This window comes from Microbacterium sp. F1-18, assembly GCF_052921305.1.
Genome location: NZ_JBREVD010000002.1, coordinates 674,396 through 699,305, shown reverse-complemented (window position 1 = coordinate 699,305; position 24,910 = coordinate 674,396). Strand labels below are relative to the sequence as shown.

The window sequence follows — 24,910 nt, the reverse complement described above, 5'->3', positions numbered from 1 at the left end:
CCCGCCCGGCTCAGGGCCTGACGATCGGGATCGACGCCGTCTCGGCGGCGACCTTGCGACGGTGCAGGGCGCGTTGCTCCGGCAGCGAGATGTCGAAGACGACGGCAAGCAGACGGATGACGGTGGTGACGGCGATGCCGATGATGGCAGATGCCACGATGGGGGCTCCCATCGTGGAGGCGCCGGCGAGCACCGCGCATCCCGCGGCTGCGGCGATGGCATAGAGCGAACCGACGTGCATGATGGCGACGGGGAGGCCGAGGATGACGTCGCGAAGCATGCTCCCGCCGACGGCCGCGCACGAGCCGATGAAGATGGCGGGCACGATCGGCAGCCCGAGCACGAGCGCTTTGCTCGTTCCGAACGCGCCGAACAGGCCGATGACGACCGCGTCGAGGCCGATGATGACGGCGTTGAGCCGTCGGAAGACGTTCGAGAGCAGCATCCCGACCAACGCGGCCGACGTCGCGGTGATCAGATACCAGTTGCTCTGCAGCGTGACCGGCTGCACCCCCAGGAGCAGGTCGCGGATGAGGCCGCCGCCCATCCCGATGAGGATGCCGATGATCACGACGCCGAGCGGATCGAGCCGCTGTTTGCCGACGAACCCGGAAGCGAACAGAGCGCCCTGGACCCCGCCGAGGCCGACGGCGGTGAGGTCCGCCCACAGCGGGATCACGAACTGAGACTGGGTCACGGGACCATTGTCGTCGGTCAGCGCGATAATTGGAGGGTGCCCACCTACCGCGACGAGGTCGTGATCCTTCGCACCCACAAGCTGGGTGAGGCGGATCGCATCGTCACGATGCTCAGCCGGCGGCACGGCAAGCTCCGAGGCGTCGCGAAAGGAGTGCGCCGCACGTCGTCGCGCTTCGGTGCACGGCTCGAGCCGTTCATGGTCGCCGACGTCCAGATGTACAAGGGGCGCTCGCTCGACATCGTGCAGCAGGCCGAGTCGCTCGGATCGTACGGCGCCGACATCGCCACCGACTACGACCGCTACACCTCCGCCTCGGCGATGGTCGAGGCCGCCGACCGCCTGAACGAAGCGGAGACGACGCCGCAGCAGTACCTGCTGCTTGTCGGCGGTCTCCGCGCCCTCGCTCGCGGCGACCACGACAGTCGCGCCGTGCTCGACTCGTACCTGCTGAGAGCCATGGCGCTCTCGGGCTGGGCCCCGTCGCTCGACGCCTGCGCCCGCTGCGGCGCTCCGGGGCCGCACGACGGTTTCGTCGCACCACTGGGTGGGGCGGTCTGCCCGTCCTGCGCACCGGCGGGGTCGGCCCGCATCGCCCCCGAGACGGGCGTGCGACTGCGCGCCCTCATCGCCGGCGAGTGGGACACGGTCGACGCCGGCAGTCCCCGCACGGCCAACGCGGCATCGGGCCTCATCGCGGCATACGCGCAGTGGCATCTCGAGCGCGGCATCCGTTCGCTCGGGCACATCGGCGCGGCGCGCTGAACACGGCGGTGCCGGCCGGCTCGAACGCCTAGGCTCGAACCGATGAGTCCCAAGCCGTACACGCACCGCGACGCGGTCCCGTATCGCCCGCTCGACTGGACCGGGGTGTACCCACCGGTGTTCCCGCGAGGCGGAGTGCCGAACCACGTGGCGATCGTCATGGACGGCAATGGCCGGTGGGCGAACCGTCGTGGCCTCACCCGCATCGAGGGACACCGGGCGGGCGAGGAAGTCCTGCTCGACGTCGTGGCCGGAGCCATCCAGGCGGGGGTCAAGCACCTCAGCGTCTATGCGTTCTCGACCGAGAACTGGTCGCGGTCGCCCGAGGAGGTGCGATTCCTCATGGGGTACAACCGCGATGTCCTCCATCGTCGGCGCGACCAGCTCAACGAATGGGGCGTCCGCGTTCGCTGGGCGGGTCGGAAGCCCCGTCTGTGGGGGTCGGTCATCTCCGAGCTCCAGTACGCCGAGCAGCTCACGCAGGGCAACGACATCCTGACGCTCACGATGTGCGTCAACTACGGCGGTCGGCACGAGATCATCGACGCGATGCGGGCCATGGGCGAACAGATCGCTGCGGGCCGGATGAAGCCGTCCGCCATCACGGAGAAGGCCCTGCGCCGGCACCTCTACGTGCCCGACATGCCCGACGTCGACCTCTTCATCCGATCGAGTGGAGAGCAGCGGACCTCGAACTTCCTCCTGTGGGAGGCGGCGTACGCCGAGATGGTGTTCCTCGACACCCTGTGGCCCGACTTCTCGAGGTCCGACCTCTGGGGAGCGATCCAGCTGTACCTCTCGCGCGACCGCCGCTTCGGCGGTGCCGTCGACGCTCCCACCGCGTGACGTCCGACCGGGAATAGCCCGCGCGGACTGCGACGTTGCACCCGATGTGACGGACGCAATCAAGATCGACGTGTGGAGCGACATCGCCTGCCCGTGGTGCTACATCGGCAAGCGCAACCTGGAGTCTGGCCTCGCCGCCACGGCTGACGACGACGACGCCCCGCGCGTCGAGGTGACCTTCCATTCGTTCGAGCTCTCGCCCGACACCCCCGTCGACTTCGAAGGGGACGAACTCGACTTCCTGTCGACCCACAAGGGAATGCCGCGCGAGCAGGTGCAGCAGATGCTCGACAATGTCACCGGCGTCGCGAAGGATGCGGGGCTGGAATACCACTTCGACATCCTCAAGCACACCAACACGGTCAAGGCGCACGAGCTGCTGCACGCCGCGAAGGCGCAGGGTCGTCAGCATGAGATGGCCGAGCGCCTGATGGCGGCGTACTTCACCGAAGGGCGCCACGTGGGACGCATCGACGATCTCGTCGAGCTCGCCGGCGAGGTCGGCCTCGACCGCGACGCCATCCGTGCCGCGCTCGAATCGGGCGAGCACCTGCCGGCCGTCCGCGCAGATCAGGACCAGGCGCGCGCCTACGGCATCAACGGGGTCCCGTTCTTCGTCATCGACGGGCGCTACGGGGTCTCGGGCGCGCAGCCCGCCGAAGCCTTCGCGCAGATCGCCCGTCAGGTGTGGGCTGAGCGCAGCGGCGTCGAAGCCGCGGGCTGAGCGGGCGCGCGGGCAGGATCAGCGCGGGAGGTTCGCCTCGATCACGGCGACGATCTCGGGCGCATCCGGCTTCGTCTGCGGACGGAACCGGTGCACCTCGCCGTCGGGTGTGATCACGAACTTCTCGAAGTTCCACATCACGGGGCCGCGAGCGCCCTCCTCATTGCGGATCTTCTTCAGCGCCTTGTACAGCGGAGCGGCGTGAGAGCCGTTGACCCGGATCTTGTCCATGATGGGGAAGCTCACCCCCCAGGTCATCGCGCAGTAGTCGAGGATCTCCTCCATCGAACCCGGCTCCTGCCCCATGAACTGATTGCAGGGGAACCCGATGACCTGCAGACCGCGCTCGCCATATGTCCGCTGCAGCTGCTCGAGCTGCTCGTACTGGGGCGTCAGTCCGCACTTGGAGGCGACATTGACGACGAGCAGGACACCGTCTCCGAGGTCGTCGAGCGTGGTAGCGGTGCCGTCCGCAGCGGAGAACGGGATCGAACGGATGTCGGTGGTCGCTTCGGTCACGTCCCCAGGCTACGCCCGGCCGCCTTCCGGTGTCCGTCCTTCTGGGAGAATGATCTGGTGAGTACCGTCCTGTCCGCTTCGCCGCGTCTGCGGATCGGCCCGATCGCCTTGGACGCCCCCGTCGTGCTGGCCCCGATGGCCGGGATCACGAACACCGCGTTCCGCCGGCTCTGCCGCGAGTACGGGGCAGGGCTCTACGTCAGCGAGATGATCACGACGCGGGCCCTCGTCGAGCGCAACGCCACAACGATGCGCCTGATCACCCATCACGAGTCCGAGAAGCCGCGCTCCATCCAGCTCTACGGCGTCGACCCCGCGACGACCGAGGCCGCCGTGCGTCTGCTGGTCGAGGAGGATCGTGCCGACCACATCGACCTCAACTTCGGGTGCCCCGTGCCCAAGGTGACGCGCAAGGGCGGCGGAGCGGCTCTGCCGTGGAAGCTCGACCTGTTCCGCGACATCGTGACGCGCGCCGCGCGCGCCGCGGGCGACGTGCCGCTGACGGTGAAGATGCGCAAGGGCATCGACTCGGACCACCTGACCTACCTCGACGCGGGCCGCATCGCCGAGGACGCCGGGGTGTCGGCCGTCGCCCTCCACGCGCGCACCGCCGCGGAGTTCTACTCGGGAAACGCCGACTGGTCTGCGATCGCGGCGCTGAAAGAAGCCGTCACGAGCGTCCCGGTTCTCGGCAACGGTGACATCTGGTCCGCCGAGGACGCGGTCCGCATGATGGCCGAGACCGGCTGCGACGGGGTCGTCGTGGGACGAGGGTGCCTCGGTCGTCCGTGGCTGTTCGGAGACCTCGCGCGGGCGTTGGGCGAGCCCGGCTCGGCCGGTCCCGAGGTCGACGCGACGCTCGGTTTCGTGGCGACGGCTTTCCGCCGCCATGCCGAGCTGCTCGTGGAGTTCTTCGAGGACGAGGGTCGTGGCTGTCGCGACATCCGCAAGCACGTCGCGTGGTACTTCAAGGGCTATCCGGTGGGCGGTGACACGCGCGCGCGTCTGGCTACCGCGTCGAGCCTCGCCGAGATCGACGACATCCTCGCGACGCTGGACTGGTCCGCGCCGTACCCCGGCGCGGCCGCGGAGGGACAGCGCGGACGTGCGGGAACTCCCAAGCGCCCGGCCCTGCCGGATCGCTGGTTGGAATCGCGTGACGTCGACGCGGCCGAGTCGTCGGCCATCGCTGCAGCGGAGATCGAGAACAGTGGGGGCTGAGGTCACGAGCGGTGTGGGCGTCTCGGCGGGACGCCCCTCCGGCTACGACGATCACGACGCCGCCCGCTTCCACCGCGAGGAACACCGCTCGCGCCGCGACAGCTTCGCGCGCGATCGCGCCCGCGTCCTGCACTCGGGCGCCCTCCGCCGTCTCGCCGCCAAGACGCAGGTGCTGAGCCCGGCCAGTCCCGCCGATTTCGCACGCAACCGCCTGACCCATTCCCTCGAGGTCGCCCAGGTGGGGCGCGAGCTCGCCATCGCGCTCGAGCTCTCACCGGATGTCGTCGACACGGCCTGCCTCTGCCACGACCTCGGACACCCGCCCTTCGGTCACAACGGCGAGCGGGCTCTCAACGATTGGGCCGAAGACATCGGCGGGTTCGAGGGCAACGCCCAGTCGCTGCGCATCCTCTCGCGGCTCGAACCGAAGGTCGTCGACGCGTTCGGGCAGAGCGCGGGCCTCAACCTCACGCGAGCGAGCCTCGATGCGACCTGCAAATACCCGTGGACCGTCGAGCACGCGATCCCCGACCCGGGCGGGCGCCAGAAGTTCGGCGTCTACCCCGAAGACGAGGCGGTGTTCCAGTGGATGCGCGAAGGCGCTCCGGGACGCCTGCGCTGCATCGAGGCCGAGGTCATGGACCTCTCCGACGACATCGCCTACTCGGTGCACGACTTCGAAGACGCCGTGCTGAACGGCTACCTCGATCCGGCGCGGCTCGGCGATCCGCGCGAGCGCGAGGCGCTGCTCACCGCGATCCAGAGCTGGGTCGGCTACGGATTCACGAAGGACGAGCTCGGCGATGCGCTGTACCGCCTGACGCTGCTTCCCGAGTGGCTCGAGTCGTACGACGGCTCGCGCGCCGCGATGGCGCGGCTGAAGAACCTCACCTCCGACCTCATCGGACGCTTCGCGCGCGCCGCGACCGCGGCGACCCGTGAGCATTACGACATCCCCGTCCTGACGCGCTTCCGGGGCCGCGTGATCGTGCCCCGTGTGATCGAGGTCGAGATGGCCGTCCTCAAGGGCGTCATCGGAGCCTTCGTCGTCTCGATCGAAGGTCGGAAGGGGCTCTACAAGGAGCAGCGCCGCGTGTTGCGCCGCCTCGCGGACGCCCTGTGGGCGCGTCCCGAGCACCTCGACGCGTTGCACGCCGAAGACTTCGCCGCGGCAGTGACCGACGCCGCCCGCCGCCGTGTCATCGTCGATCAGGTCGCCACCCTCACCGACCGTTTCGCCATCGAATGGCACGGGCGTCTGGTCGGTCCGGTCGATCTCCGCGAGCTGGGTCTGTGGTCCTCCGACCCGCGCGCCACGGCGCCGAGTCACTTCGCCCTCCCCGAGCCCATCGAAGGGCTCTGATGGCACGGATCCGGCAGACCGACATCGAAGAGGTCAAGGCGCGCACGAACATCGGCGACATCGTCGGTGAACGTGTCGCGCTGAAATCCGCCGGCGTCGGCTCGCTGAAGGGGCTGTGTCCCTTCCACGACGAACGCAGCCCGAGTTTCCACGTCCGGCCGCAGGTCGGGTACTACCACTGCTTCGGATGCGGTGAGTCGGGCGATGTCTACTCGTTCCTGCGAGCGATGGACCACCTGTCGTTCACCGAGGCGGTCGAGCGCCTCGCCGCGCGTATCGGCTACTCGCTGCACTACGAAGACGGCGCGGCGGCTCCCGAGACGAGTGGTCGCTCCCGGCTGTACGCCGCGCACACCGCGGCGGCGGAGTTCTACCGTTCGCAGCTGTCGGCCCCCGACGCGCAGGCCGCCCGCCAGTTCCTCGGGGAGCGGGGCTTCGACGCCGGTGCTGCGGCCCACTTCGGTGTCGGGTACGCCCCGCAGGGATGGTCGGCGCTTCGCGACGCGCTTCGCTCGCAAGGCTTCACCGACGAGGAACTGCTGACCGGTGGGCTGGTCTCCAAGGGGCAGCGGGGGGTCTACGACCGGTTCCGCGGACGGGTCGTGTGGCCGATCCGCGACGTCGCGGGGCAGACGATCGGCTTCGGCGCTCGCCGCCTCTACGACGACGACCAGGGACCGAAGTACCTCAATACGCCCGAGACCCCGATCTACAAGAAGGCCCAGGTCCTCTACGGTCTCGACCTGGCGAAGAAGTCGATCTCGCGTGAGCATCGCGTCGTCGTCGTCGAGGGATACACCGATGTCATGGCCTGTCATCTCGCCGGAGTCACCGGGGCCATCGCGTCGTGCGGCACCGCGTTCGGAACCGACCACATCACGGTGCTCCGACGCGTGATGGGGGACAGCGAGGGAAGCGCGGGCGAGGTGGTCTTCACGTTCGACCCGGATGCCGCCGGTCAGAAGGCGGCGCTGCGGGCGTTCGGCGAAGAGAAGCGTTTCGCGGCGCAGACCTATGTCGCGGTCGCGCCCGAAGGGCTGGATCCGTGTGATCTGCGACTCAACCGCGGCGACGCGGCGGTGCGGTCGCTGATCGAGGCCAAGGCGCCGATGTTCGAGTTCGTCATGGATCAGCGTCTATCCACATTCGACCTGTCGACCGTCGAGGGGCGGATCGGCGCGCTGCGCGCGGCTGCGCCGATCGTCGCCGACATCCGAGACACCGCTCTCCGCCCGGGCTACACGCGGGTGCTCGCCGGCAAGCTCGGTCTCGACCTGTCTGAGGTGAAACCCGAGGTCGATCGCGCCGCCCGCCGTGCGGCGGCCTCGACGGGCGGGGGAGAGCGCACCCGGGGAGAGACCACGACGGCGGGTCGTGCCGACTCCGCCGGAGTGTCCGGGGGTGCCGCCGAACCGACGCCCGCTTCGGTGCGTGTCACCCTCGCCTCCCTTCCTCCGGCGCTCGAGCTCGAGAAGCGCGCTCTGATGGGTGTGCTGCAGTACGGGCATCTGCTCGACAAGCAGGCCGTCGACATCGCGCTGGGGCTGCCGATGCCGCATCCGGCGCTCGAGGCCGTGCGGCAGGCGGTGTCGATGCAGCCCGACCTCACGCGTCCCGGGTGGACGTCGGCCGCGGTCGACGCGACGCGGGAGCCGTACCGGACGCTGGCGATCGAACTGCTCACCGCGGATTTTCCCGCGGGTACCGAGCGCATCGCCCAGACGACGGCGATGGAGTCGCTGCGCAAGCTGCGCCAGCGGGCGCTCGAGCGCGAGAAGGCAGAACTCAGAAGCGCGCAGCAGCGTCTCGAGCCGGGGTCGCCGGAGTTCCGCTCCATCGGCGTCGCGATCCGCGATCTCGATCTCCGGCTGCGGCAACTCATGGAATCGGAATAGCCACCAGCGGCGGCGAGTAGCGGTCGAACGATGAAGACGGCAGGATGATGCGCATGTCCCGACGACCCGACGCGGAAATCGCGGTGCTCTGCGACGATCTCTCGATCGCGCGCACAGGCGACTCCGATCGCGTCGTCGAAGGGGTGAGCGTCACCGTCCGCGCCGGCGAGGCCCTCGCGGTGATGGGTGCGACCGGCTCGGGCAAGTCGACCCTGCTCTCCGTTCTCGCCGGAACCGCTCCGGCTGACGTGGGCGTCGTGGGCGGCACGGCGGAGGTGGCCGGGCTCTCGGTCCGCAAGGGTGGCCGATCCCGGCGCATGCTCACCTACTACGCCGGCCACATGCCGCAGGCAGCCGGCGCCGCGCTCCCCGCCCGTCTGACGGTGGCCGAGGTCATCGCCGAGCCGATCACCTCGCGCGACCGCCGGGTGAGTCAGCGCGCGCTCTCGCTGCGGGTCGCATCCCTCCTCGACGAACTGCACCTCCCGCTCGGCGCAGCGTCGCAGTATCCCTACGAGCTCAGCGCCGGTATGCGCCAGCGGGTCGCGTTGGCGCGCGCTCTCGTGCTCGACCCGAAAGTCTTCATCGGTGACGACCCGTACGCCAACCTCGACATCGAGGTCCGCATCGCCGCCCGTGAGGCGCTCCTCTCACGTCGTGACGACACCGGAATGGCGATCGTCATCGCGACGAACGACGTCGAGACCGCCGACGAGCTCGACGCCGCCGCCCTCGTGCTGCACGGTGGCCGCCCCGTGGGGTACGGGCCGACGGCGTCCGACGTGGTGTGGACTCCCGACGGCCGGTCACGGGCGTCCTGAGAGGCGCGACCCGCCCGGGGAGCGGTCGATGTCGTGAGCACCCCCGGAGCTTTGCTAATATAGAGGGGTTGCCCTGCGCGAGCGGGTGACTGATCCTCGGTAGCTCAATTGGCAGAGCAATCGGCTGTTAACCGATAGGTTCTTGGTTCGAGTCCAAGCCGGGGAGCGAGAGACCCGCGTTATCTACCGCGGCTCTCACCGAAGGCCCGGGCTTCCACCCCGGGCCTTTACTCGTGTGCCGGCGCATCGACGGCACGCCGAAGACATGTCGGCAGGCGGCGGTTCAGCCGAAGAGGTGCAGCCCGAGGTCGGCGCTGAGGGCCTCCGCGCCGATACGGCCGCGCACGCTCGTCCCGAGTTCGTCGAGCGGCGGGCTCACGATCGCGGCTCCGAGCGTTCCGGGCGCAGACATGACGATCGCTCCGGAGACGCTCGACTTCGCCGGGACGCCGACGGCTCGCATCCACCGCCCAGATCCGTCATAGACGCCGCACGTGGCCATCACGGCGACGACATCCCGCGCGATCCGTGCGGAGACGACGCGCTCGCCAGTGACGGGGTTCACGCCGCCCATCGCGAGCGTCGCCCCCATGACGGCCAGGATCTCCGCGTCGACGAGCACGGCGCAGGCGCGCGCGTAGACGGCTACGGCGTCGTCCGCGGTGGCCTCGAGGGTGCCTTCGTCGCGCATCAGGTGGGCGAGCGCGTGGTTGCGGTCGCCGAGCAGATGCTCGCTGCGCGAGACGTCGTCGTCGACCTGGAGCGCACGGCCCGCGAATGCCGAGAGTCCCGTCACGATCCTGGCAGCACGTTCCTCGGGACCGTCACCGTCGACGAGAGCGCACGTCAGGATCGCGCCGGCGTTGACCATCGGATTCGGGGGTCGTCCCGTGCCGCTCTCGAGCTTGATCGCATCGAACGCCTCACCCGTCGGCTCGATGCCCAGGCGATCGAGTGCGCCCCCGTCGGTGTCGGTGAGGGCGAGCGCGAAGAGGAACGGTTTGACGGCCGACTGGATGCTGAAACGCTTCGTACCGTCGGCCGACGAACGGACCGAGCCATCGGGCAAGGCGAGAGCGATCGCGCACAGGTGTTGGTCGGCTCCGGCGAGCTCGGGGATGCTCGTGGAGCGTTCGCCGGCCCGTTCGGGAAGGAGCCGCCGACGCAACGCATCGAGGTCGTATTCGCGGGGATCGTCGGCTGCGCTCACGTGGTCAGGCGTCCAGGTCGTCGACGCCCGGCATCCAGGCGACGCCCGGACGACCCCATCCGCGCTTCTTCGCGATCTTCTGCGTCGTCTTCCAATCGGAGTCGTCGAGACGATCGATGTAGAGGATGCCGTCGAGGTGATCGAACTCGTGCTGCATGATGCGGGCGCGCCAGCCGTCGACGCGGATCTCGACGGGGGAGCCGGTGAGGTCGGTGCCCGTGACGAGAACCTCGTCGGAGCGGCGCAGCGGGAACCGTTCGCCGGGGAAGGAGAGACAGCCCTCCGACTCGTCGTCGGGGTCGGGGGAGCCGGGCTCGAGTGGGCGCATCCAGAGCTCGGGGTTGATGATCTCACCGCGCCACGCCTGACCGTCGTCGTCTTGGTACGTGTAGACGTAGATGCGCAGGCCGACGCCCACCTGGGGCGCCGCGAGCCCGACTCCGGGGGCGGCGTCCATCGTGTCGTACATGTCCGTCACGAGCTGACGGATCTCGTCCGTGATCTCGGTGACGGGCTCGGCGGGGGCGTGCAACACGGGGTCGCCCATGATGCGAATCGGAAGAACGGGCACGTTGCGAGCCTAATCGAGCCCGCATCGCCGTTATGGTCGATAGGTGATTCCGTTTGTCGCGTCCCTCGATGACGTCACCGATCAGCTGATCGGAGTCTTCCGCGAGCCCAGAATCCTCATCGGAATCCCGCTCGCGCTGCTCGGCGCCGTGTTCATGTCCTTCGGGGCGCTCTACCAGCACCGGGGTGTGCAGAAGGTCGAGAGGCTCACCAACTCGTCCGGCAGCGCGGGCCTGAACGGTTCGCAGCTGCTGAGCCTCCTCAAGCGTCCGTCGTGGGTGGTCGGCACCGTCATGCTGGGTCTGGCGATCGTGTGCCAGCTCGCCGCCCTCACCTTCGCCCCGCTCATCCTCGTGCAGCCGCTCGGCGCCATCTCGCTCGTCATCACCACTCTGCTCAATGCGCGGATCACGGGCGTCAAGCCCACCCGACGGTCGGTCCTCTCGATCATCCTGTGTGTCGGGGGCATCCTCGCGTTCGTCACGGTTGCGGCGCTCGTCGCAACAGAAGAGCCGATCGACCAGGGACAGCTCATCACGATCCTCGCCCTGCTCGCCGGCGTGCTGCTCATCTCGGCAGTGGTCTGGATGCTCGTACGCAAGGGGGCGAAGCCGCTCTTCTACATCGCAGCCTCGGGCATCATCTACGGCTTCGTCGCGACCCTGGCGAAGGTCGTCATCTCCCGCATCCAGAACGGCGACTTCGAGTGGCTGACGCTGCTGTGCCTCGTCGGTCTGATCACGGCCACGGCGGTCGGGGCCTACTTCGTCCAGACGGCCTACTCCGTCGGTCCGCCCGATCTCGTGATCGCAGGCCTCACCGTCATCGACCCGATCGTCGCCGTCATCATCGGCATCGTCATCCTCCGCGAGGCGGCGACGGCACCCTGGCCGGCGTTCGTCGGATTCGTCGTCGCGGGTGCCATCGCGGTGTACGGAGTCACGTCCCTCGCGCGGAACCACCCCCAGGTCGTGCTCGACAGTCAGCAGCTGCCGATCCCGCGGGGCAGCAAGGGCCGTCTCCGCGACGACGACTGAGCCGCGGCACCGACGCCGTGCGGTCCGCGCGCTAGGCTCGTTACGACAGGGGGCGGTGGCCAAGCTGGTCAAGGCAGCGGGCTCATAACCCGACGATCGTGGGTTCAAGTCCCACCCGCCCTACACACGAATGGCCGCCCGCGGGCGGCCATTCGCATGCGGAGGTGTGCGGCGTCAGGGGTGCGTGATCGCGGGGTCCTGCGGGAAGCCGGTGTTGTCGTCGCCGGCCTCGAGATCGATGTCCCCCCGGTCGGAGCCGGCGCGCGCCGCATCGGCCTTGACCTCGTCGCTGGCGGCATCGGTCGGTGCGGCGTCGTCGGCGTGCGCGTCATCGGCGTCGCGGTGGTGGGGAGTGCTGTCGGACATGCGGCATCCTTTCCTCGGTATGTGACGTCCAGCCTGTCGGCCGCCTCCTCCGCGGGGAAGGCGCTTGACATCGGATGGCGGTCAAAATCGTGACACGGTTGTGATTCTCCAGGTTCGTACGCGATAATCGACGCCATAACCGAACAACGCCGGCATCCGGGCTCAGGTCGTAGGGGAAGACGTACCTGATGAAACGGAGAAGTCATGGCGACACCACAGGCGCGTGGAGTGATCTTCATCCACTCCGCGCCACGCGCGTTGTGCCCGCACCTCGAGTGGGCGGCAGGACGCGCGCTCGGCCGCGCGGTCAGCTTCGACTGGGAAGACCAGCCGGTGCTCGACGGCAGCCGCCGCGCGGAGTTCTATTGGGAAGGCCCCGCCGGAACCGGTGCTGCGCTCGCGACTGCGATACGCGGCTGGGAGCATCTGCGATTCGAGGTGTCGGAAGATCCGACGCCGCGCAGTGACGGGGGGCGGTGGATGCACACGCCGAGCCTCGGCATCCACTACGCCCAGACCGATGCGTCGGGCAATGTCGTGATCGGCGAGGACCGCATCCGCTACGCCGTCGAGATCGCGGCCGGCGACGCCCGTGAGCTCCAGCGCGAGCTCGACGTCGCCCTCGGGGCAGCCTGGGACGAAGAACTCGAGCCGTTCCGTCACGCAGGCGACGACGCTGCCGTCGTGTGGCTCCACAAGGTCGGCTGACACGCGACCACACAGACCCAGTCGGCCCGTGCGTCCGTACCGAGCCCCGGTGGAATGATCCCGGGGGACGGGAGCACGTACGGGACGGCTGACCCGAAAGAAGAACAGGCCCCCGCAGAGCGCGTCCGCGGGGGCCTGTTTCGTCGGTAGCTGCGGTTCAGGCCGATCGGAACGCGACGACCGCGTTGTGGCCGCCGAAACCGAACGAGTTGCTGATCGCCAGGAGGTCACCCTCGCCGAGGCTCTGGGTCTCACCCGACACCCGGAACGGGACGGCCGGGTCCTGCTCGCTGATGTTGATCGTCGGCGGCGCGATGCGCTCGCGCAGGGCCAGGATCGTGAAGATCGCCTCGAGTGCCCCGGTGCCGCCGAGCAGGTGACCGGTCGACGCCTTGGTCGCCGAGACGGGAATCTCGTCGATGCGGTCGCCGAAGACGTTGCGCAGCGCCTGGTACTCGTTGGGGTCGCCGACCGGCGTCGAGGTCGCGTGCGCGTTGATGTGCGCGACGTCGTCGGGCGAGGCGTCCGCCTGCTCGAGAGCCGCGCGGACCGCGCGCGATGCTCCCGCGCCCTCGGGGTCGTTGGCCGTGATGTGGTACGAGTCGGCGGTGACGCCGCCGCCCACCGCGTAGGCGTAGATCTTCGCGCCTCGAGCCTTGGCGTGCTCCTCGGTCTCGAGGATGAGCACTCCGGCGCCTTCGCCCATGACGAAGCCGTCGCGGTCGACGCTCGTCGGACGCGAGGCGGTCGCCGGGTCGTCGTTACGACGCGACAGCGCCTGCATCGACGAGAACGACGCCATCGTGATGGGGTGGATCGCCGACTCGGTGCCACCCGCGATGACGATGTCGGCGAGACCGTCCTGAATATGCTCGATCGCGTTCACGATCGACTCGGTGCTCGACGCGCACGCGCTCGCCACGGTGCGGGCGAACGCACGTGCACGGAAATGCAGCGACAGGTTGCCCGCGGCGGCGTTCGGCATCAGCATCGGGACCGTCATCGGGAGAACCCGGCGCGGCCCCTTCTCGCGAAGCGTGTCCCACGCGTCGAGCAGGGTCCACACCCCGCCGATGCCGGTCGCGAAGTCGACGCCGAGACGCTCGGGATCGACGTCGGGGCTGCCGGCATCCGCCCAGGCCTCCATCGCCGCGACCATCGCGAACTGCGACGCCGGGTCGAGGCGCTTGGACACGGGGCGCTCGAGCACGGTCTCGGGTCGCACGATCGCCTCGGCGGCGAAGTGGACCGGGATCTGGTACTTCTCGACCCACTCGTGCTCGAGTGTGCGCGCGCCGGAACGGCCGGCCAGCAGGCCATCCCAGCTCTCGGGCGCGGTGCCGCCCAGGGGCGACGACGCTCCGATTCCGGTGACGACGATTCGCGGGGTGCTCATGGATCTCCTCGGTGGAACCCCGGCGGGGGCGTGTGCCCCCGCCGGTGGGGGTTACGCCTGGTTGGACGTGATGTAGGTGACGGCGTCGCCGACGGTCTTGAGGTTCTTGACCTCTTCGTCGGGGATGGTGACGCTGAACTTCTCCTCGGCGTTGACGACGATCGTCATCATCGAGATCGAGTCGATGTCGAGGTCGTCCGTGAACGACTTCTCCAGGGCGACCTCGTCGGCCGAGATGCCGGTCTCGTCGGTGATGAGCTCGGCGAGTCCTGCGAGGACCTCGTCGTTGCTGAATGCCATGGGGTTTCTCCTTGTTATCTCTGGACCGACCCGGACGCGGGCCGCTGTTCAGTCTAGGTGCGGGGGCCCGCCCGATCAGGGAAGGACGACTACCTGCGCGCCGAAGACGAGCCCCGCCCCGAAGCCGATCTGGAGGGCCAGACCGCCGCTCAGCTCGGGGTTCTCCTCGAGCAGGCGGTGCGTGGCGAGCGGGATGGACGCCGCCGACGTGTTGCCGGTGGTCTCGATGTCGCGACCGATCGCGACGGTCTCGGGCAAGCCGAGCTGCTTGGCGAACTCGTCGATGATGCGCATGTTCGCCTGGTGCGGGATGAACGCGGCGAGGTCGCCTGCCTGAATGCCCGCTTCTTCGAGCGCGCGGCGGGCGACCTTGACCATCTCCCAGACGGCCCAGCGGAACACCGTCGGTCCCTCCTGGCGCAGCGTCGGCCACGGTGCGGTGCCGTCGCGGAATTCCACGAGCGTGTGGTTCATGCCGACCGCGTCGGCCTTGGACCCGTCCGAGCCCCAGACGGTCGGGCCGATGCCCGGGGTATCGCTGGGACCGATGATCGCGGCGCCTGCGCCGTCGCCGAGCAGGAACGAGATCGTGCGGTCGGTCGGGTCGACGATGTCGCTGAGCTTCTCCGCGCCCACGACGGCGACGTAGCGTGCCGCGCCGGCGCGCACCAGCGCATCGGCCTGCGTGACCCCGTACGAGAAGCCGGCGCACGCCGCGTTGACGTCGTAGGCCGCCGCGGGGTTCGCCCCGACGCGGTCTGCGACGATCGCCGAGACCGACGGCGTCTGCTTGGGGTTCGAGATCGTCGAGACGATCACGGCGTCGACCTGATCGGCGGGCACGCCGCTGCGCCGGATGGCCTCGGCCACGGCGTCGGCGGCGAGGTCGATGACCGTGGTGTCCTTATCGGCGCGGACGCGGGTCACGATGCCGGTTCGCTGGCGGATCCACTCGTCACTCGAGTCGATGGGGCCGACGAGGTCGTCGTTCGGCACCGCGTTCTGGCCGCGCGCGGCGCCGTAGGCGTAGATGCGGGTGTGCGCGGGGCCGGTGGCCTGGCGAATGGCGGCGGTCATGCGGCACCTCCGGAGATGAGAGCGGATGCGGCGGCGAGGTCGTCGGGGGTCTTCACGGCGACCGAGGGCACACCGCGCAGAGCGCGCTTCGCGAGACCCACGAGGGTGCCGGCGGGCGCGAACTCGATGATGCCGGTCACCCCGTGCTCGGCGAACGAGGACATGCAGAGATCCCAGCGCACGGGTGAGGCGACCTGAGTGACCAGCCGGTCGAGCGCCTCGCGGCCGTCGCTGACGACGGCGCCGTCGCGGTTTGACCACAGGGTGAGGGCGGGATCGCTCACGGAGGTCGCGGATGCCGCCTCGGCGAGCGTCTCGACCGCCGGTGCCATGTACCGCGTGTGGAACGCGCCGGCGACCTGCAGGGGGATGACCCGGGTCGACGCGACCGGCTCGGCGGCGAGGTCGGCGAGGGCGTCGAGAGCGCCGGCGGCGACGATCTGGCCGCCGCCGTTGTAGTTGGCCGGAGTGAGGTCGAGTTCGTGGAGGCGAGCGACCACCGCATCCTGATCTCCGCCGAGGACGGCGCTCATACCGGTCTGCTCGCGCGTCGCGGCATCCGCCATGGCGCGGCCACGGAGGCCGACCAGCCGCATCGCGTCGTCGTCGCGGAGCACGCCGGCCGCCGCGAGTGCGGCGATCTCGCCGACGGAGTGGCCGGCTACACCGGCGGGACGCGCAGCTTCACGCACGAGCGCGTCGTATGACAGCAGGCTCGCGGCGACGATGAGCGGCTGCGCCACGGCGGTGTCGCGGATGCGGTCGGCATCCCATTCGGTGCCGGCGGCGACGAGGTCGACTCCGGCGAGGTCGGAGTAGCGCTCGAGGCGCTCGCGCGCGCCCTCCAGCTCGAGCCACGGGGCGAGGAAGCCGGGGGACTGCGACCCCTGCCCGGGGAACACGGCGATGATCACTGTTACATCCTTCCAAGTTCAGCAGCTCGACCGCTGGCGACGATGTCACAACAATGCGGCGAACCTTTGTGTCGACCGTACAGTCGACGATCGTGAGTGCGGCTCCGGCTCTCCGGCTGCGTGTCGTCAGCTCCGGCGCGACTGCGGCGTACGCCGCCTCGTGAGGTCGTTGCCGATGGAGCCCAGGATGAGTGCGGTCTGCAGGATCAGCGCCTCGCGAGGGCCGGTGGCGTCCCATCCGATGACGTCCGAGACGCGCTTCAAGCGGTACCGCACGGTGTTCGGATGGACGAAGAGCTCACGTGCGGTGGCTTCGAGGGAGCGCCCGTTGTCGAGGTAGCTCCACAAGGTCGCGACGAGGTCGGGCGAATGCGCCAGCAGCGGACGGTAGATGCGCTCGACCAGGGTGGCCTTGGCGACGGGGTCGCCGGCCAGCGCGCGCTCGGGCAGCAGATCATCCGCCTCGACCGGGCGCGGGGCGTGACGCCAGGCGCTCGCGACCGCGAAGCCGGCCAGGGCGGCGCGGGCGCTCTGGCTCGCGTCGACCAGCGCGGGCACGGTGGGTCCGAGCACCAGATGGCCGGGTCCGAAGCCCGGCTCGAGTCGGGCCGCGATCTCGAGGAAGGTCAACTCGGGCACCGGTTCGACGCGGCCCGGCAGATCGGCGCGTCCGATCACGAGCACCAAGCGCAATCCTTGAACGCCGACGAGGACGTCGACGCCCATCTTGCGCGCGGCCCGGCGCAGCTGGTCGACGTCGAACTGCGGGGGAGTCGTGCCGACGAGGACCGCGACCGCGCCGTGCCCGTGCCACCCGAGTGCCGCGATGCGGCTCGGCAGCTCCTCGTCGGTCTCACCCGTCAGGATCGAGTCGACCACGAGGGCTTCGAGGCGCGCGTCCCACAGCCCGCGGGCCTCCGCCGCGCGGGCGTAGACGTCGGCGGCGGCGAAGGCGACGTCGCGCGAGTACTTCAGGATCGCTTCGCGAACGTCGTCGCCCCGGTGCGCCACCCGTTCTTCGGTGACCTCCACCGTGACCCGCACGAGCTGCAGGGTCTGCGTCAGGCTGACGCTGCGCAGCAGCTCGCGCGGGGCCGCGGCGAAGATGTCGGCGGCGATGCGCGGTGTGGAGGTCGGGTCCTCGTACCACTGGATGAACGAGGTGATGCCCGCCTGCGCGACCAGTCCCACAGAGGACCGGCGCGCAGGCGGCATCTCGGCGTACCAGGGCAGCGTCTCCTCGAGGCGATTGATCGTGGCCGTGGCCAGATCACCCGAGATCCGGCGGAGCCACGCGAGTGTCTCCGCCTTCGAGCTGTCGTCGGTCACCGAAGGGTCAGCTCTCGCCGCCTGCGTTTCCGCTGGTGCCTGCCGTCACATCGTGCAGGCGGTAGCGTTCGATGGCCTGCGCCGACAGGCCGCGGTCGACCACGCCGTCCTCGGCCAGAGCCTGGAGTGTCCGCACCACGATCGACGGGCCGTCGATCTTGAAGAACCGACGAGCAGCGGGGCGGGTGTCGGAGAAGCCGAAGCCCTCCGCGCCCAGCGTCGCGAAGCGGCGCGGCACCCAGGGCCGGATCTGGTCCTGCACGGCGTGCATGAAGTCGCTCACTGCGACGACGGGGCCCTCCGAGTCGTTCAGCTTCTGCGTGACGAAGGCCGTCCGCGGCTCATCGGTCGGGTGCAGGAAGTTGTGCTCGTCGACGGCGAGACCATCGCGACGCAGCTCGGTCCAGCTCGTGACCGACCAGACGTCCGCGACCACGCCCCAGTCGTCCTTGAGGAGCTTCTGCGCCTCGTAGGCCCACGGAACTCCGACGCCCGAAGCGAGCAGCTGTGCACGGGGCCCGTCGCCCTCGCCGACGCTCACGCGGTGGATGCCGCGGATGATGCCGTCGACATCGACATCCTCGGGCTCCTTGGGCTGCACCAGCGGCTCGTTGTAGAGCGTGATGTAGTACATGACGTTGGGGTCGGGGTGGTTCCCGCCGTACATGCGCTCGAGACCCGAGCGCACGATGTGGGCGATCTCGTACCCGTAGGCCGGGTCGTACGACACGGTGGCGGGGTTGGTCGAGGCGAGCAGGTGCGAGTGACCGTCGGCGTGCTGCAGGCCCTCGCCGGTCAGCGTCGTGCGGCCGGCCGTCGCGCCCATGATGAACCCGCGGGCCATCTGGTCGCCGGCTGCCCACTGAGCGTCTCCGGTGCGCTGGAAACCGAACATCGAGTAGAAGACGTACACCGGGATGAGCGGCTCGCCGTGCGTGGCGTACGACGTCCCGATCGCGGTGAACGCCGCGACGGCTCCGGCCTCGTTGATGCCGACGTGGAGGATCTGGCCCTGCGGGCTCTCCTTGTAAGCCAGCAGCAGCTCGCGGTCGACCGAGGTGTAGTTCTGACCATGCGGGTTGTAGATCTTCGCCGTCGGGAAGTACGCGTCCATGCCGAACGTGCGTGCCTCGTCGGGGATGATCGGCACGATGCGGTGACCGAAGTCCTTCGCGCGCAGCAGATCCTTGAGCAGGCGGACGAACGCCATCGTGGTGGCGATCTCCTGCGTGCCCGAGCCCTTCTTCGGCAGCGCGTACGACTCGTCGCCGGGGAGCGTCAGCGGCGCATGCTTCGTCCGGCGCTGCGGCAGGAACCCACCGAGCTCACGACGACGCTCGAGCATGTAGCGGATCGTCTCGTCCTCGGCGCCCGGGTGGTAGTACGGCGGGAGGTACGGGTTCTCCTCGAGCTGCGCGTCGGTGATCGGGATGCGCATCGAGTCGCGGAAGTGCTTGAGGTTCTCGAGCGTCATCTTCTTCATCTGGTGGGTCGCGTTGCGGCCCTCGAAGTGGTGACCGAGTCCGTAGCCCTTGATCGTCTTCGCGAGGATGACGGTGGGCTGGCCCTTGTGCTCCATCGCCTGCTTGTAGGCGGCGTAGACCTTCTGGTAGTCGAGACCGCCGCGGCGGAGCTTGCCCCAGATGTCGTCGTCCGACCAGTCCTTCACGAGAGCGGCCGTGCGCTCGTCGCGCCCGAAGAAGTGCTCGCGGATGAAGGCGCCGTCCTCGGCGCGGTACGTCTGGAAGTCGCCGTCGGGGGTCGTGTTCATCAGTCGGACGAGGGCGCCCTCGTCATCCTGCGAGAGGAGCTCGTCCCAACCGCGGCCCCAGACGACCTTGATGACGTTCCAGCCCGCACCGCGGAAGTACGCCTCGAGCTCCTGGACGATCTTGCCGTTTCCGCGGACCGGTCCGTCGAGGCGCTGGAGGTTGCAGTTGATCACGAAGGTGAGGTTGTCGAGGCCCTCGTTGGCTGCGACCTGCAGCTGACCGCGGCTCTCGACCTCGTCCATCTCGCCGTCGCCGAGGAAGGCCCATACGTGCGAGTCGGACAGGTCCTTGATGCCCCGGTTGGTGAGGTACTTGTTGTTCATCGCCTGGTAGATGGCGTTGATCGGGCCGAGACCCATCGAGACCGTCGGGAACTGCCAGTAGTCGGGCATCAGGCGCGGGTGCGGGTACGACGGGATGCCGTCGGGCGCCTTCGACGCCTCCTGACGGAAACCGTCCAGCTGGCTCTCGCTCAGACGCCCCTCGAGGTACGAGCGGGCGTAGATGCCGGGCGACGCGTGGCCCTGGATGAAGATCTGGTCGCCGCCGGACGGGTGGTCGGGGCCGCGGAAGAAGTGGTTGAAGCCGACTTCGTAGAGCGAAGCCGACGACGCGTAGGTGGAGATGTGACCGCCCACGCCGATGCCGGGGCGCTGCGCGCGGTGCACGGTGACGGCGGCGTTCCAGCGGATCCAGCGACGGTAGCGGCGCTCGAGCTCTTCGTCGCCGGGGAACTCCGGCTCGTTCTCGGGTGCGATGGTGTTGATGTAGTCGGTCACCGGCACCTGCGGGACGTTCAGCTGCAGCTCGTGCGAGGCCTGCAGCAGGCTCAGCATGATCTCGCGACCGCGACCCGAGCCCTTCGCGTCAACCAGCTGGCGCAGCGACTCCTGCCATTCACCGGTCTCTTCCGGGTCGCTGTCCAGGGCGTCCTGGGAGTAGGGGTCTTGATCGTTGACAGTCACGGGCGACCTTTCTCGTATGGCAGATCGTGCCAGGTAATCACCACGGGCAGGGCGCGGGCGTTGTCGGGCGCGCACAAGCACCGCACGACAGCCTACCCACGCTCGGAGGGGTCGGCGCTCTCGTACACTGAGAGCAGGGGCCTATAGCTCAGTTGGTTAGAGCACCTCGTTTACACCGAGGGAGTCGGGAGTTCGAGTCTCTCTGGGCCCACATGAAAGCCACCCCCGCAGATCAGCTGCTGCTGCTGGACATCGCCCGTCTCGACGCGCAGGCCCGCGGAGCGGAGGCCGCGAAGCGCAATCCGGCTCAGGCCGCGCGAGTGAACGAACTGCTTGCGCGCCGTCATGAGCTCTCCATCGAGCTGACCGGCCTGCTCGGGAAGCGCGACGACATCGAGGCGGAGCTCAAGCGCATCGCCTCGGACGTGACTGTCGTCGATGCCCGCTCGGCTCGCGATGTCGAACGCCTCGCGGCCACGTCGAACCCCAAAGACGCGCAAGGACTCGAGCACGAGATCGCTTCGCTCGCTCGCCGGAAGAGCGAGCTCGAGGATGCTCAGCTCGAAGCCATGGAGCGACTCGAAGCCGCCGAAGCCGCGGTGGCGGCGCAGCAGGCGCTCATCGCGGAGGTCAACGACGAGGGCGGTCGATTGAGCGCCGAGGGCAAGGCCGCCGTCGCAGAGGCGCAGGCACGCCTCGACGCCGCGACGCGTGACCGCGCCGCCATCGCGGCGAGGGTGCCGGGCGATCTGCTGGCACGCTACGAGTCCCTCGCCGAGCGCACACCGGGTGCCGGTCTGCTGCAGCGACGCACCTGCGGCGGATGTCACATGGAACTCTCCGGAACCGACCTGAAGGCCATCGCGCAGGCTGCTGACGACGAGGTCGTCACGTGCCCCGAGTGCGGCTGCATCCTCGTCCGCACCGACGAATCCGGTCTGTGATCCGTCGATGACGACCCCGCGCGTCCGCTGGCGCGCGGTCGGGCGCCGCGGTGACGGCGACCTCGACGTCGCGTCGGTGGATGCCGCGGGCGCGGTGATCGAGCGTCATCGTGTCGCGGCTCGAGAGCTGGCGGGCGAGGTCGCAGCAGATCCCGATGCGCGGTGGATCTGGTCCGACACGACGGCCTGGTATCACGGCATCCTCGCCGCCGGCGTTCGGGTGGCGCGGTGCCACGATCTGCGCCTGTGCCATGCGATCCTGCGCGACAGCTCGCTCGTCGCCGATCCCGCCGAACTCCGTGCCGCCGCCGTCTGGGATGCCTCGCCGGAAGACCCGACATCCGATCGTGACGTCCTGTTCGCACTCGAACCCGCAGCCGACGCGCTCCCGCACGATCTCGACGCGACGCTGGCGGAGTTCTCGCGGCAGACGCGCGCGATGGCGAGCGCGATCGACCCCGGACGCCTGCGTCTGCTGACGGCTGCCGAGTCCGCCGGAGCGCTCGTCGCGGTCGAGCTGCACGTCGCGGGCGTCCCCTGGAGTCGCGAGGTGCACGACGCGATCCTCGCTGATGCGCTCGGGCCACGGCCGCGCCCGGGGGAGCTGCCGAGCCGCGTGCGCGACCTGGCCGACCGGGTGCGTGCGGCTCTCGATGACCCGACGGCGAGTCTCGACTCGCAACCGCGTCTGCTGCGTTCGCTGCACCGGGTCGGCGTGCTCGTGGAGTCGACGAGCAAGTGGGAGCTCCAGCGTCATGAGCATCCCGTGATCGAGCCGCTCCTGGCGTACAAGCGTGCCACGCGCCTGCTCAGCGCCAACGGCTGGGCATGGATGGACGAGTGGATCCCGAACGACCGGTTCCGTCCGGTCTACGTCCCCGGTGGCGTGGTCACGGGCCGATGGGCGTCGTCGGGCGGGGGAGCGCTTCAGCTGCCGCGGATGCTGCGGCCGGCGGTGCGGGCCGACCCGGGATGGCAGCTGGTGATCGCCGACGTCGCTCAGCTCGAGCCCCGCATCCTCGCCGCGATGTCCGCCGACCTGGCGCTCGCGGAAGCCGCTCGCGGGCGCGACCTGTACGAGGGCATCGTGGCCCGCGGTACCGTCCCATCGCGTCAGGAGGCGAAGATGGCGCTCCTCGGCGCGATGTACGGAGCCACCACCGGTGACAGCGGGCGCCTGGTCCCGTCGCTGCGCCGTGCCTACCCCCGCGCGATGGCCCTCGTCGACGACGCGGCGCGGGTGGGCGAGGAGGGCGGCTCGGTGCGCACCCTGCTCGGCCGCACGAGTCCGGCACCCTCGGCGGCATGGCGGGATCTCCACGCGGATGCCGCTGAGCCCGAGGCCTCCGATGCCATCAAGACGCTCGCGCGATCACGGGCGCGCGAGCGCGGCCGCTTCACGCGGAACTTCGTCGTCCAGGGGACGGCGGCCGAGTGGGCGCTCGCCTGGCTGGCCGACCTCCGGCAACGGCTCGCGGTGTTTCCGAGCGTCGGTGGTCACCCCGTGACGGCGCGGGCGCACCTCGCGTTCTTCCTCCATGACGAGATCATCGTGCATGCCCCGGCCGAGCACGCCGAGGCGGCCGCGGCGGCCGTTCGCGAGGCGGCGGATGCGGCCGGCCGGCTGCTGTTCGGCTCATTTCCGCTCGACTTCCTGCTCGACGTGCGTATCGCGGTGTCGGCCGACAAGGACTGAGCCGGGGCTCAGGCGCATGCGGCGCCGGGCTCGAGTTGCGCGACGTCTCGCAACAGGGGTGTATGGATCACGCGAGGGGCGATCTCGGCGTCGTCGGGCGCGATGAAGCGGAACCGCAGGGACTGAGCGTCGCCGGGCGCGAGCGTCGACCGGGCGACGCTCGTCGGCACGCCGGCGTCGACGACCTGACGTGAGGGCACCGCCGCGGTTCCGTCGTCGACTGATCCGAAGAACCAGCCGGGAGGTGCGGCCACCCCGACGTCGGTGACGATGTCGCCGGGGCTGGCGGGGTTGTACATCCCCGTCATCGAACCGGGATACCCCCGCGCCTCGGGCGGCGCGTTGTTGTGCAGGCGTACCTCCACGACCACCTCGGCACGCCCGTCGGGACGGCACCCCGACGACACGACGCCGACGGCCATGTCCAGGTAGGAGTCGAGCTTGGTCGTCGTCGCGTCGTTGAGGAGCACCGAGAACACGTCGCCGGTGCCGGTGAGCTGTCGCGCCCGCATCCCCGACAGCGGCCCCTCGCGGAGATGACGCTGCTCGTCTTCGTGGGCGCTCCACACGCTCACGCGCCCGTCTGCGACGGCGTCGCCGATCGCGCCGAGAATCGATGCCACATCGACGTCACCGGAAAGCAGCCGCGTGACGACGGCGGACACGACCTCCCGCTGCAGGGCGGTCTGCTCGTCCGTGGAGGAGTGCAGGTACGGGTCGACCAGGACTGCCTGGACGAAGCCGGCCGCATCGACGGTCGCGCCACCGGACAGGTGGACGGGACCCGTGGCGGTCAGCAGCGAGCGCAGCACCACGGGATCGACCGCGACGACCGCGTCGGGCTCGCTGCCCGTGCTGCTCTGCCACCAGGTGCGCATGAGCCGAGCCGAGAGCTCGAAGTCGGGTGTCATCGTCGCATTCTGGACGTAGGTTCCCACCACGTCGCCGTACAGCTCTGACACGGAGGCGGGCAGCTCGATCACGGGGACACGACGGGGCGCGAAGTTCGACGAGTCCGTGTGCTCACGCACCTCGAGCCGGCCCTCACGGGCTTCGAGGAGAAGGAACGTGCCGGTCAGTCCGCCGCCCGCGCGGAGCTCCGCGGAGTTCTGCACCGAGACCAGCACTTCGCGGGTGCCGTCGACGCCGAGCATCGACGGCACCCACCGTGATGCTCCGGCGGCCGCGGAGATCGAGTCCGCGGCCGGTCGGAGCACCGTCTGGAGCGTGCTCAGCCCGTCGCGAATCGGTGGCAGGAGAGCCGATTCGTCGATCCCATCGAGATCGGCGGCCGTCGCGCGAAGCGTCGTCGCTGCGCGTCCGAGCGCCGGCGATGCGTCGCGGAGCACTCCCGCGAGTGCGCCGATGTCGCCCCCGGCGATCGTCTCGCCGAGCCCGGGGGTCGCGAGCACATCGTCCAGCGCCGGAACCGCGGTGGCTGCCCCCGCCGCGGCGGCGTGGACAGCCTGGAAGTTCGTCCCCACACCCGGCAGGGACGACGCGAGCCCCCAGACCGGGTCTCCGGTGAGCTGCTCCGCACGTGCCGCGTGCTCGCCGATGTCGGAGAGGGCCACCTGAACGGCATCCACGTCGCGCTGCTGCAGTGCCGCGCGAAGCCCGGTCGCCGCCGCCTGTACCTCGCGGAGCTCGCCCGCGGCGAGCACGCCTCGCACGCCGATCCACCCCGCCGCCGCCAGCCCGATTGCGGCCGCCACGATGACGACACGGGTGCGCCTGCGGCGGCGAAGGCGCCGTTCCAGCGCCGTCGCAGCCAT

General features: G+C 69.7%; 23 protein-coding genes and 3 tRNA genes. 14 read left to right on the top strand and 12 right to left on the bottom strand.

What is annotated here, in order from left to right:
• Positions 1-10 precede the first annotated feature (10 nt).
• Complete coding sequence (locus tag ACU6RU_RS07570; protein WP_120262905.1) at positions 11-697, bottom strand: trimeric intracellular cation channel family protein; 687 nt, start codon at positions 695-697, stop codon at positions 11-13.
• 36 nt (positions 698-733) lie between these two features.
• Between ACU6RU_RS07570 and recO the strand changes: the two genes are divergently transcribed.
• Genes recO through ACU6RU_RS07555 form a run of 3 tightly spaced genes read left to right on the top strand, consistent with a single transcriptional unit; the run spans position 734 to position 3,032 of the window.
• Positions 734-1,462 carry a DNA repair protein RecO gene (gene recO, locus ACU6RU_RS07565; protein ID WP_120262904.1) on the top strand — a complete coding sequence of 243 codons (729 nt, stop codon included), beginning with the start codon at positions 734-736 and terminating at the stop codon, positions 1,460-1,462.
• Between the two features lie 42 nt (positions 1,463-1,504).
• Positions 1,505-2,308 (top strand): isoprenyl transferase, encoded by an 804-nt coding sequence (locus tag ACU6RU_RS07560; protein WP_120262903.1) that lies wholly within the window; start codon positions 1,505-1,507, stop codon positions 2,306-2,308.
• A 46-nt stretch (positions 2,309-2,354) separates the two neighbouring features.
• On the top strand, positions 2,355-3,032 hold the full coding sequence (locus tag ACU6RU_RS07555) for a DsbA family oxidoreductase (protein WP_120262902.1): 678 nt from the start codon (positions 2,355-2,357) through the stop codon (positions 3,030-3,032).
• An 18-nt stretch (positions 3,033-3,050) separates the two neighbouring features.
• Here ACU6RU_RS07555 and ACU6RU_RS07550 read toward each other — a convergent pair whose 3' ends face one another.
• Complete coding sequence (locus ACU6RU_RS07550) at positions 3,051-3,551, bottom strand: glutathione peroxidase (protein WP_120262901.1); 501 nt, start codon at positions 3,549-3,551, stop codon at positions 3,051-3,053.
• A 57-nt stretch (positions 3,552-3,608) separates the two neighbouring features.
• Between ACU6RU_RS07550 and dusB the strand changes: the two genes are divergently transcribed.
• From dusB to ACU6RU_RS07525, 5 genes are all read left to right on the top strand, one after another.
• On the top strand, positions 3,609-4,772 hold the full coding sequence (gene dusB, locus ACU6RU_RS07545) for a tRNA dihydrouridine synthase DusB (protein ID WP_120262900.1): 1,164 nt from the start codon (positions 3,609-3,611) through the stop codon (positions 4,770-4,772).
• Positions 4,762-6,135, top strand: coding sequence for a deoxyguanosinetriphosphate triphosphohydrolase (locus ACU6RU_RS07540; protein ID WP_289331263.1), 1,374 nt, complete (start codon positions 4,762-4,764; stop codon positions 6,133-6,135). The genes dusB and ACU6RU_RS07540 overlap by 11 nt, the downstream gene beginning before the upstream one ends.
• Positions 6,135-8,030, top strand: a complete 1,896-nt coding sequence (gene dnaG / locus ACU6RU_RS07535; protein WP_446726232.1) for a DNA primase — start codon at positions 6,135-6,137, stop codon at positions 8,028-8,030. The genes ACU6RU_RS07540 and dnaG overlap by 1 nt, the downstream gene beginning before the upstream one ends.
• Positions 8,031-8,083: 53 nt before the next feature.
• A complete protein-coding gene (locus ACU6RU_RS07530; protein ID WP_120264332.1) occupies positions 8,084-8,851 on the top strand; it encodes an ATP-binding cassette domain-containing protein in 768 nt (255 codons plus the stop codon).
• A 93-nt stretch (positions 8,852-8,944) separates the two neighbouring features.
• Positions 8,945-9,017, top strand: a tRNA-Asn gene (locus tag ACU6RU_RS07525).
• A 117-nt stretch (positions 9,018-9,134) separates the two neighbouring features.
• Here the strand turns inward: ACU6RU_RS07525 and glsA are convergent.
• On the bottom strand, positions 9,135-10,061 hold the full coding sequence (glsA, locus tag ACU6RU_RS07520) for a glutaminase A (RefSeq protein ID WP_446726231.1): 927 nt from the start codon (positions 10,059-10,061) through the stop codon (positions 9,135-9,137).
• A gap of 4 nt (positions 10,062-10,065) precedes the next feature.
• Positions 10,066-10,632 (bottom strand): peptide deformylase, encoded by a 567-nt coding sequence (gene def / locus ACU6RU_RS07515; protein WP_120262896.1) that lies wholly within the window; start codon positions 10,630-10,632, stop codon positions 10,066-10,068.
• Between the two features lie 43 nt (positions 10,633-10,675).
• Here def and ACU6RU_RS07510 point away from each other — a divergent pair, with 43 nt between their 5' ends.
• Both ACU6RU_RS07510 and ACU6RU_RS07505 read left to right on the top strand, forming a co-directional pair.
• Positions 10,676-11,668 (top strand): DMT family transporter, encoded by a 993-nt coding sequence (locus ACU6RU_RS07510; RefSeq protein WP_120262895.1) that lies wholly within the window; start codon positions 10,676-10,678, stop codon positions 11,666-11,668.
• A gap of 49 nt (positions 11,669-11,717) precedes the next feature.
• Positions 11,718-11,791: transfer RNA gene (locus ACU6RU_RS07505), tRNA-Ile, on the top strand.
• 51 nt (positions 11,792-11,842) lie between these two features.
• Here ACU6RU_RS07505 and ACU6RU_RS07500 read toward each other — a convergent pair.
• Positions 11,843-12,034 carry a hypothetical protein gene (locus tag ACU6RU_RS07500; RefSeq protein ID WP_120262894.1) on the bottom strand — a complete coding sequence of 64 codons (192 nt, stop codon included), beginning with the start codon at positions 12,032-12,034 and terminating at the stop codon, positions 11,843-11,845.
• Positions 12,035-12,238: 204 nt separating this feature from the next.
• Between ACU6RU_RS07500 and ACU6RU_RS07495 the strand changes: the two genes are divergently transcribed.
• Positions 12,239-12,742 (top strand): DUF3145 domain-containing protein, encoded by a 504-nt coding sequence (locus tag ACU6RU_RS07495; RefSeq protein ID WP_120262893.1) that lies wholly within the window; start codon positions 12,239-12,241, stop codon positions 12,740-12,742.
• A 157-nt stretch (positions 12,743-12,899) separates the two neighbouring features.
• Here the strand turns inward: ACU6RU_RS07495 and ACU6RU_RS07490 are convergent, their stop codons facing one another.
• From ACU6RU_RS07490 to aceE, 6 genes are all read right to left on the bottom strand, one after another.
• The gene (locus ACU6RU_RS07490) at positions 12,900-14,138 is read right to left on the bottom strand and encodes a beta-ketoacyl-[acyl-carrier-protein] synthase family protein (RefSeq protein WP_120262892.1); all 1,239 of its coding nucleotides are present in this window, start codon (positions 14,136-14,138) and stop codon (positions 12,900-12,902) included.
• Between the two features lie 51 nt (positions 14,139-14,189).
• Positions 14,190-14,438, bottom strand: a complete 249-nt coding sequence (locus ACU6RU_RS07485) for an acyl carrier protein (protein WP_091499275.1) — start codon at positions 14,436-14,438, stop codon at positions 14,190-14,192.
• Positions 14,439-14,513: 75 nt separating this feature from the next.
• Positions 14,514-15,515, bottom strand: a complete 1,002-nt coding sequence (locus ACU6RU_RS07480; protein WP_120262891.1) for a beta-ketoacyl-ACP synthase III — start codon at positions 15,513-15,515, stop codon at positions 14,514-14,516.
• On the bottom strand, positions 15,512-16,429 hold the full coding sequence (locus ACU6RU_RS07475) for an ACP S-malonyltransferase (RefSeq protein ID WP_289331266.1): 918 nt from the start codon (positions 16,427-16,429) through the stop codon (positions 15,512-15,514). The genes ACU6RU_RS07480 and ACU6RU_RS07475 overlap by 4 nt, the downstream gene beginning before the upstream one ends.
• 126 nt (positions 16,430-16,555) lie before the next feature.
• Complete coding sequence (locus ACU6RU_RS07470; RefSeq protein ID WP_120262889.1) at positions 16,556-17,758, bottom strand: PucR family transcriptional regulator; 1,203 nt, start codon at positions 17,756-17,758, stop codon at positions 16,556-16,558.
• 7 nt (positions 17,759-17,765) lie between these two features.
• Complete coding sequence (aceE, locus tag ACU6RU_RS07465; protein ID WP_120262888.1) at positions 17,766-20,495, bottom strand: pyruvate dehydrogenase (acetyl-transferring), homodimeric type; 2,730 nt, start codon at positions 20,493-20,495, stop codon at positions 17,766-17,768.
• Positions 20,496-20,632: 137 nt separating this feature from the next.
• Between aceE and ACU6RU_RS07460 the strand changes: the two genes are divergently transcribed.
• The 3 genes from ACU6RU_RS07460 to ACU6RU_RS07450 all read left to right on the top strand — a co-directional run bounded on the left by ACU6RU_RS07460 (position 20,633) and on the right by ACU6RU_RS07450 (position 23,135).
• Positions 20,633-20,706: transfer RNA gene (locus ACU6RU_RS07460), tRNA-Val, on the top strand.
• A 1-nt stretch (position 20,707) separates the two neighbouring features.
• A complete protein-coding gene (locus ACU6RU_RS07455; RefSeq protein ID WP_120262887.1) occupies positions 20,708-21,439 on the top strand; it encodes a zinc ribbon domain-containing protein in 732 nt (243 codons plus the stop codon).
• A gap of 7 nt (positions 21,440-21,446) precedes the next feature.
• The gene (locus tag ACU6RU_RS07450; protein ID WP_289331267.1) at positions 21,447-23,135 is read left to right on the top strand and encodes a bifunctional 3'-5' exonuclease/DNA polymerase; all 1,689 of its coding nucleotides are present in this window, start codon (positions 21,447-21,449) and stop codon (positions 23,133-23,135) included.
• A gap of 8 nt (positions 23,136-23,143) precedes the next feature.
• Here ACU6RU_RS07450 and ACU6RU_RS07445 read toward each other — a convergent pair whose 3' ends face one another.
• Positions 23,144-24,910 carry a DUF4012 domain-containing protein gene (locus ACU6RU_RS07445; protein ID WP_289331268.1) on the bottom strand — a complete coding sequence of 589 codons (1,767 nt, stop codon included), beginning with the start codon at positions 24,908-24,910 and terminating at the stop codon, positions 23,144-23,146.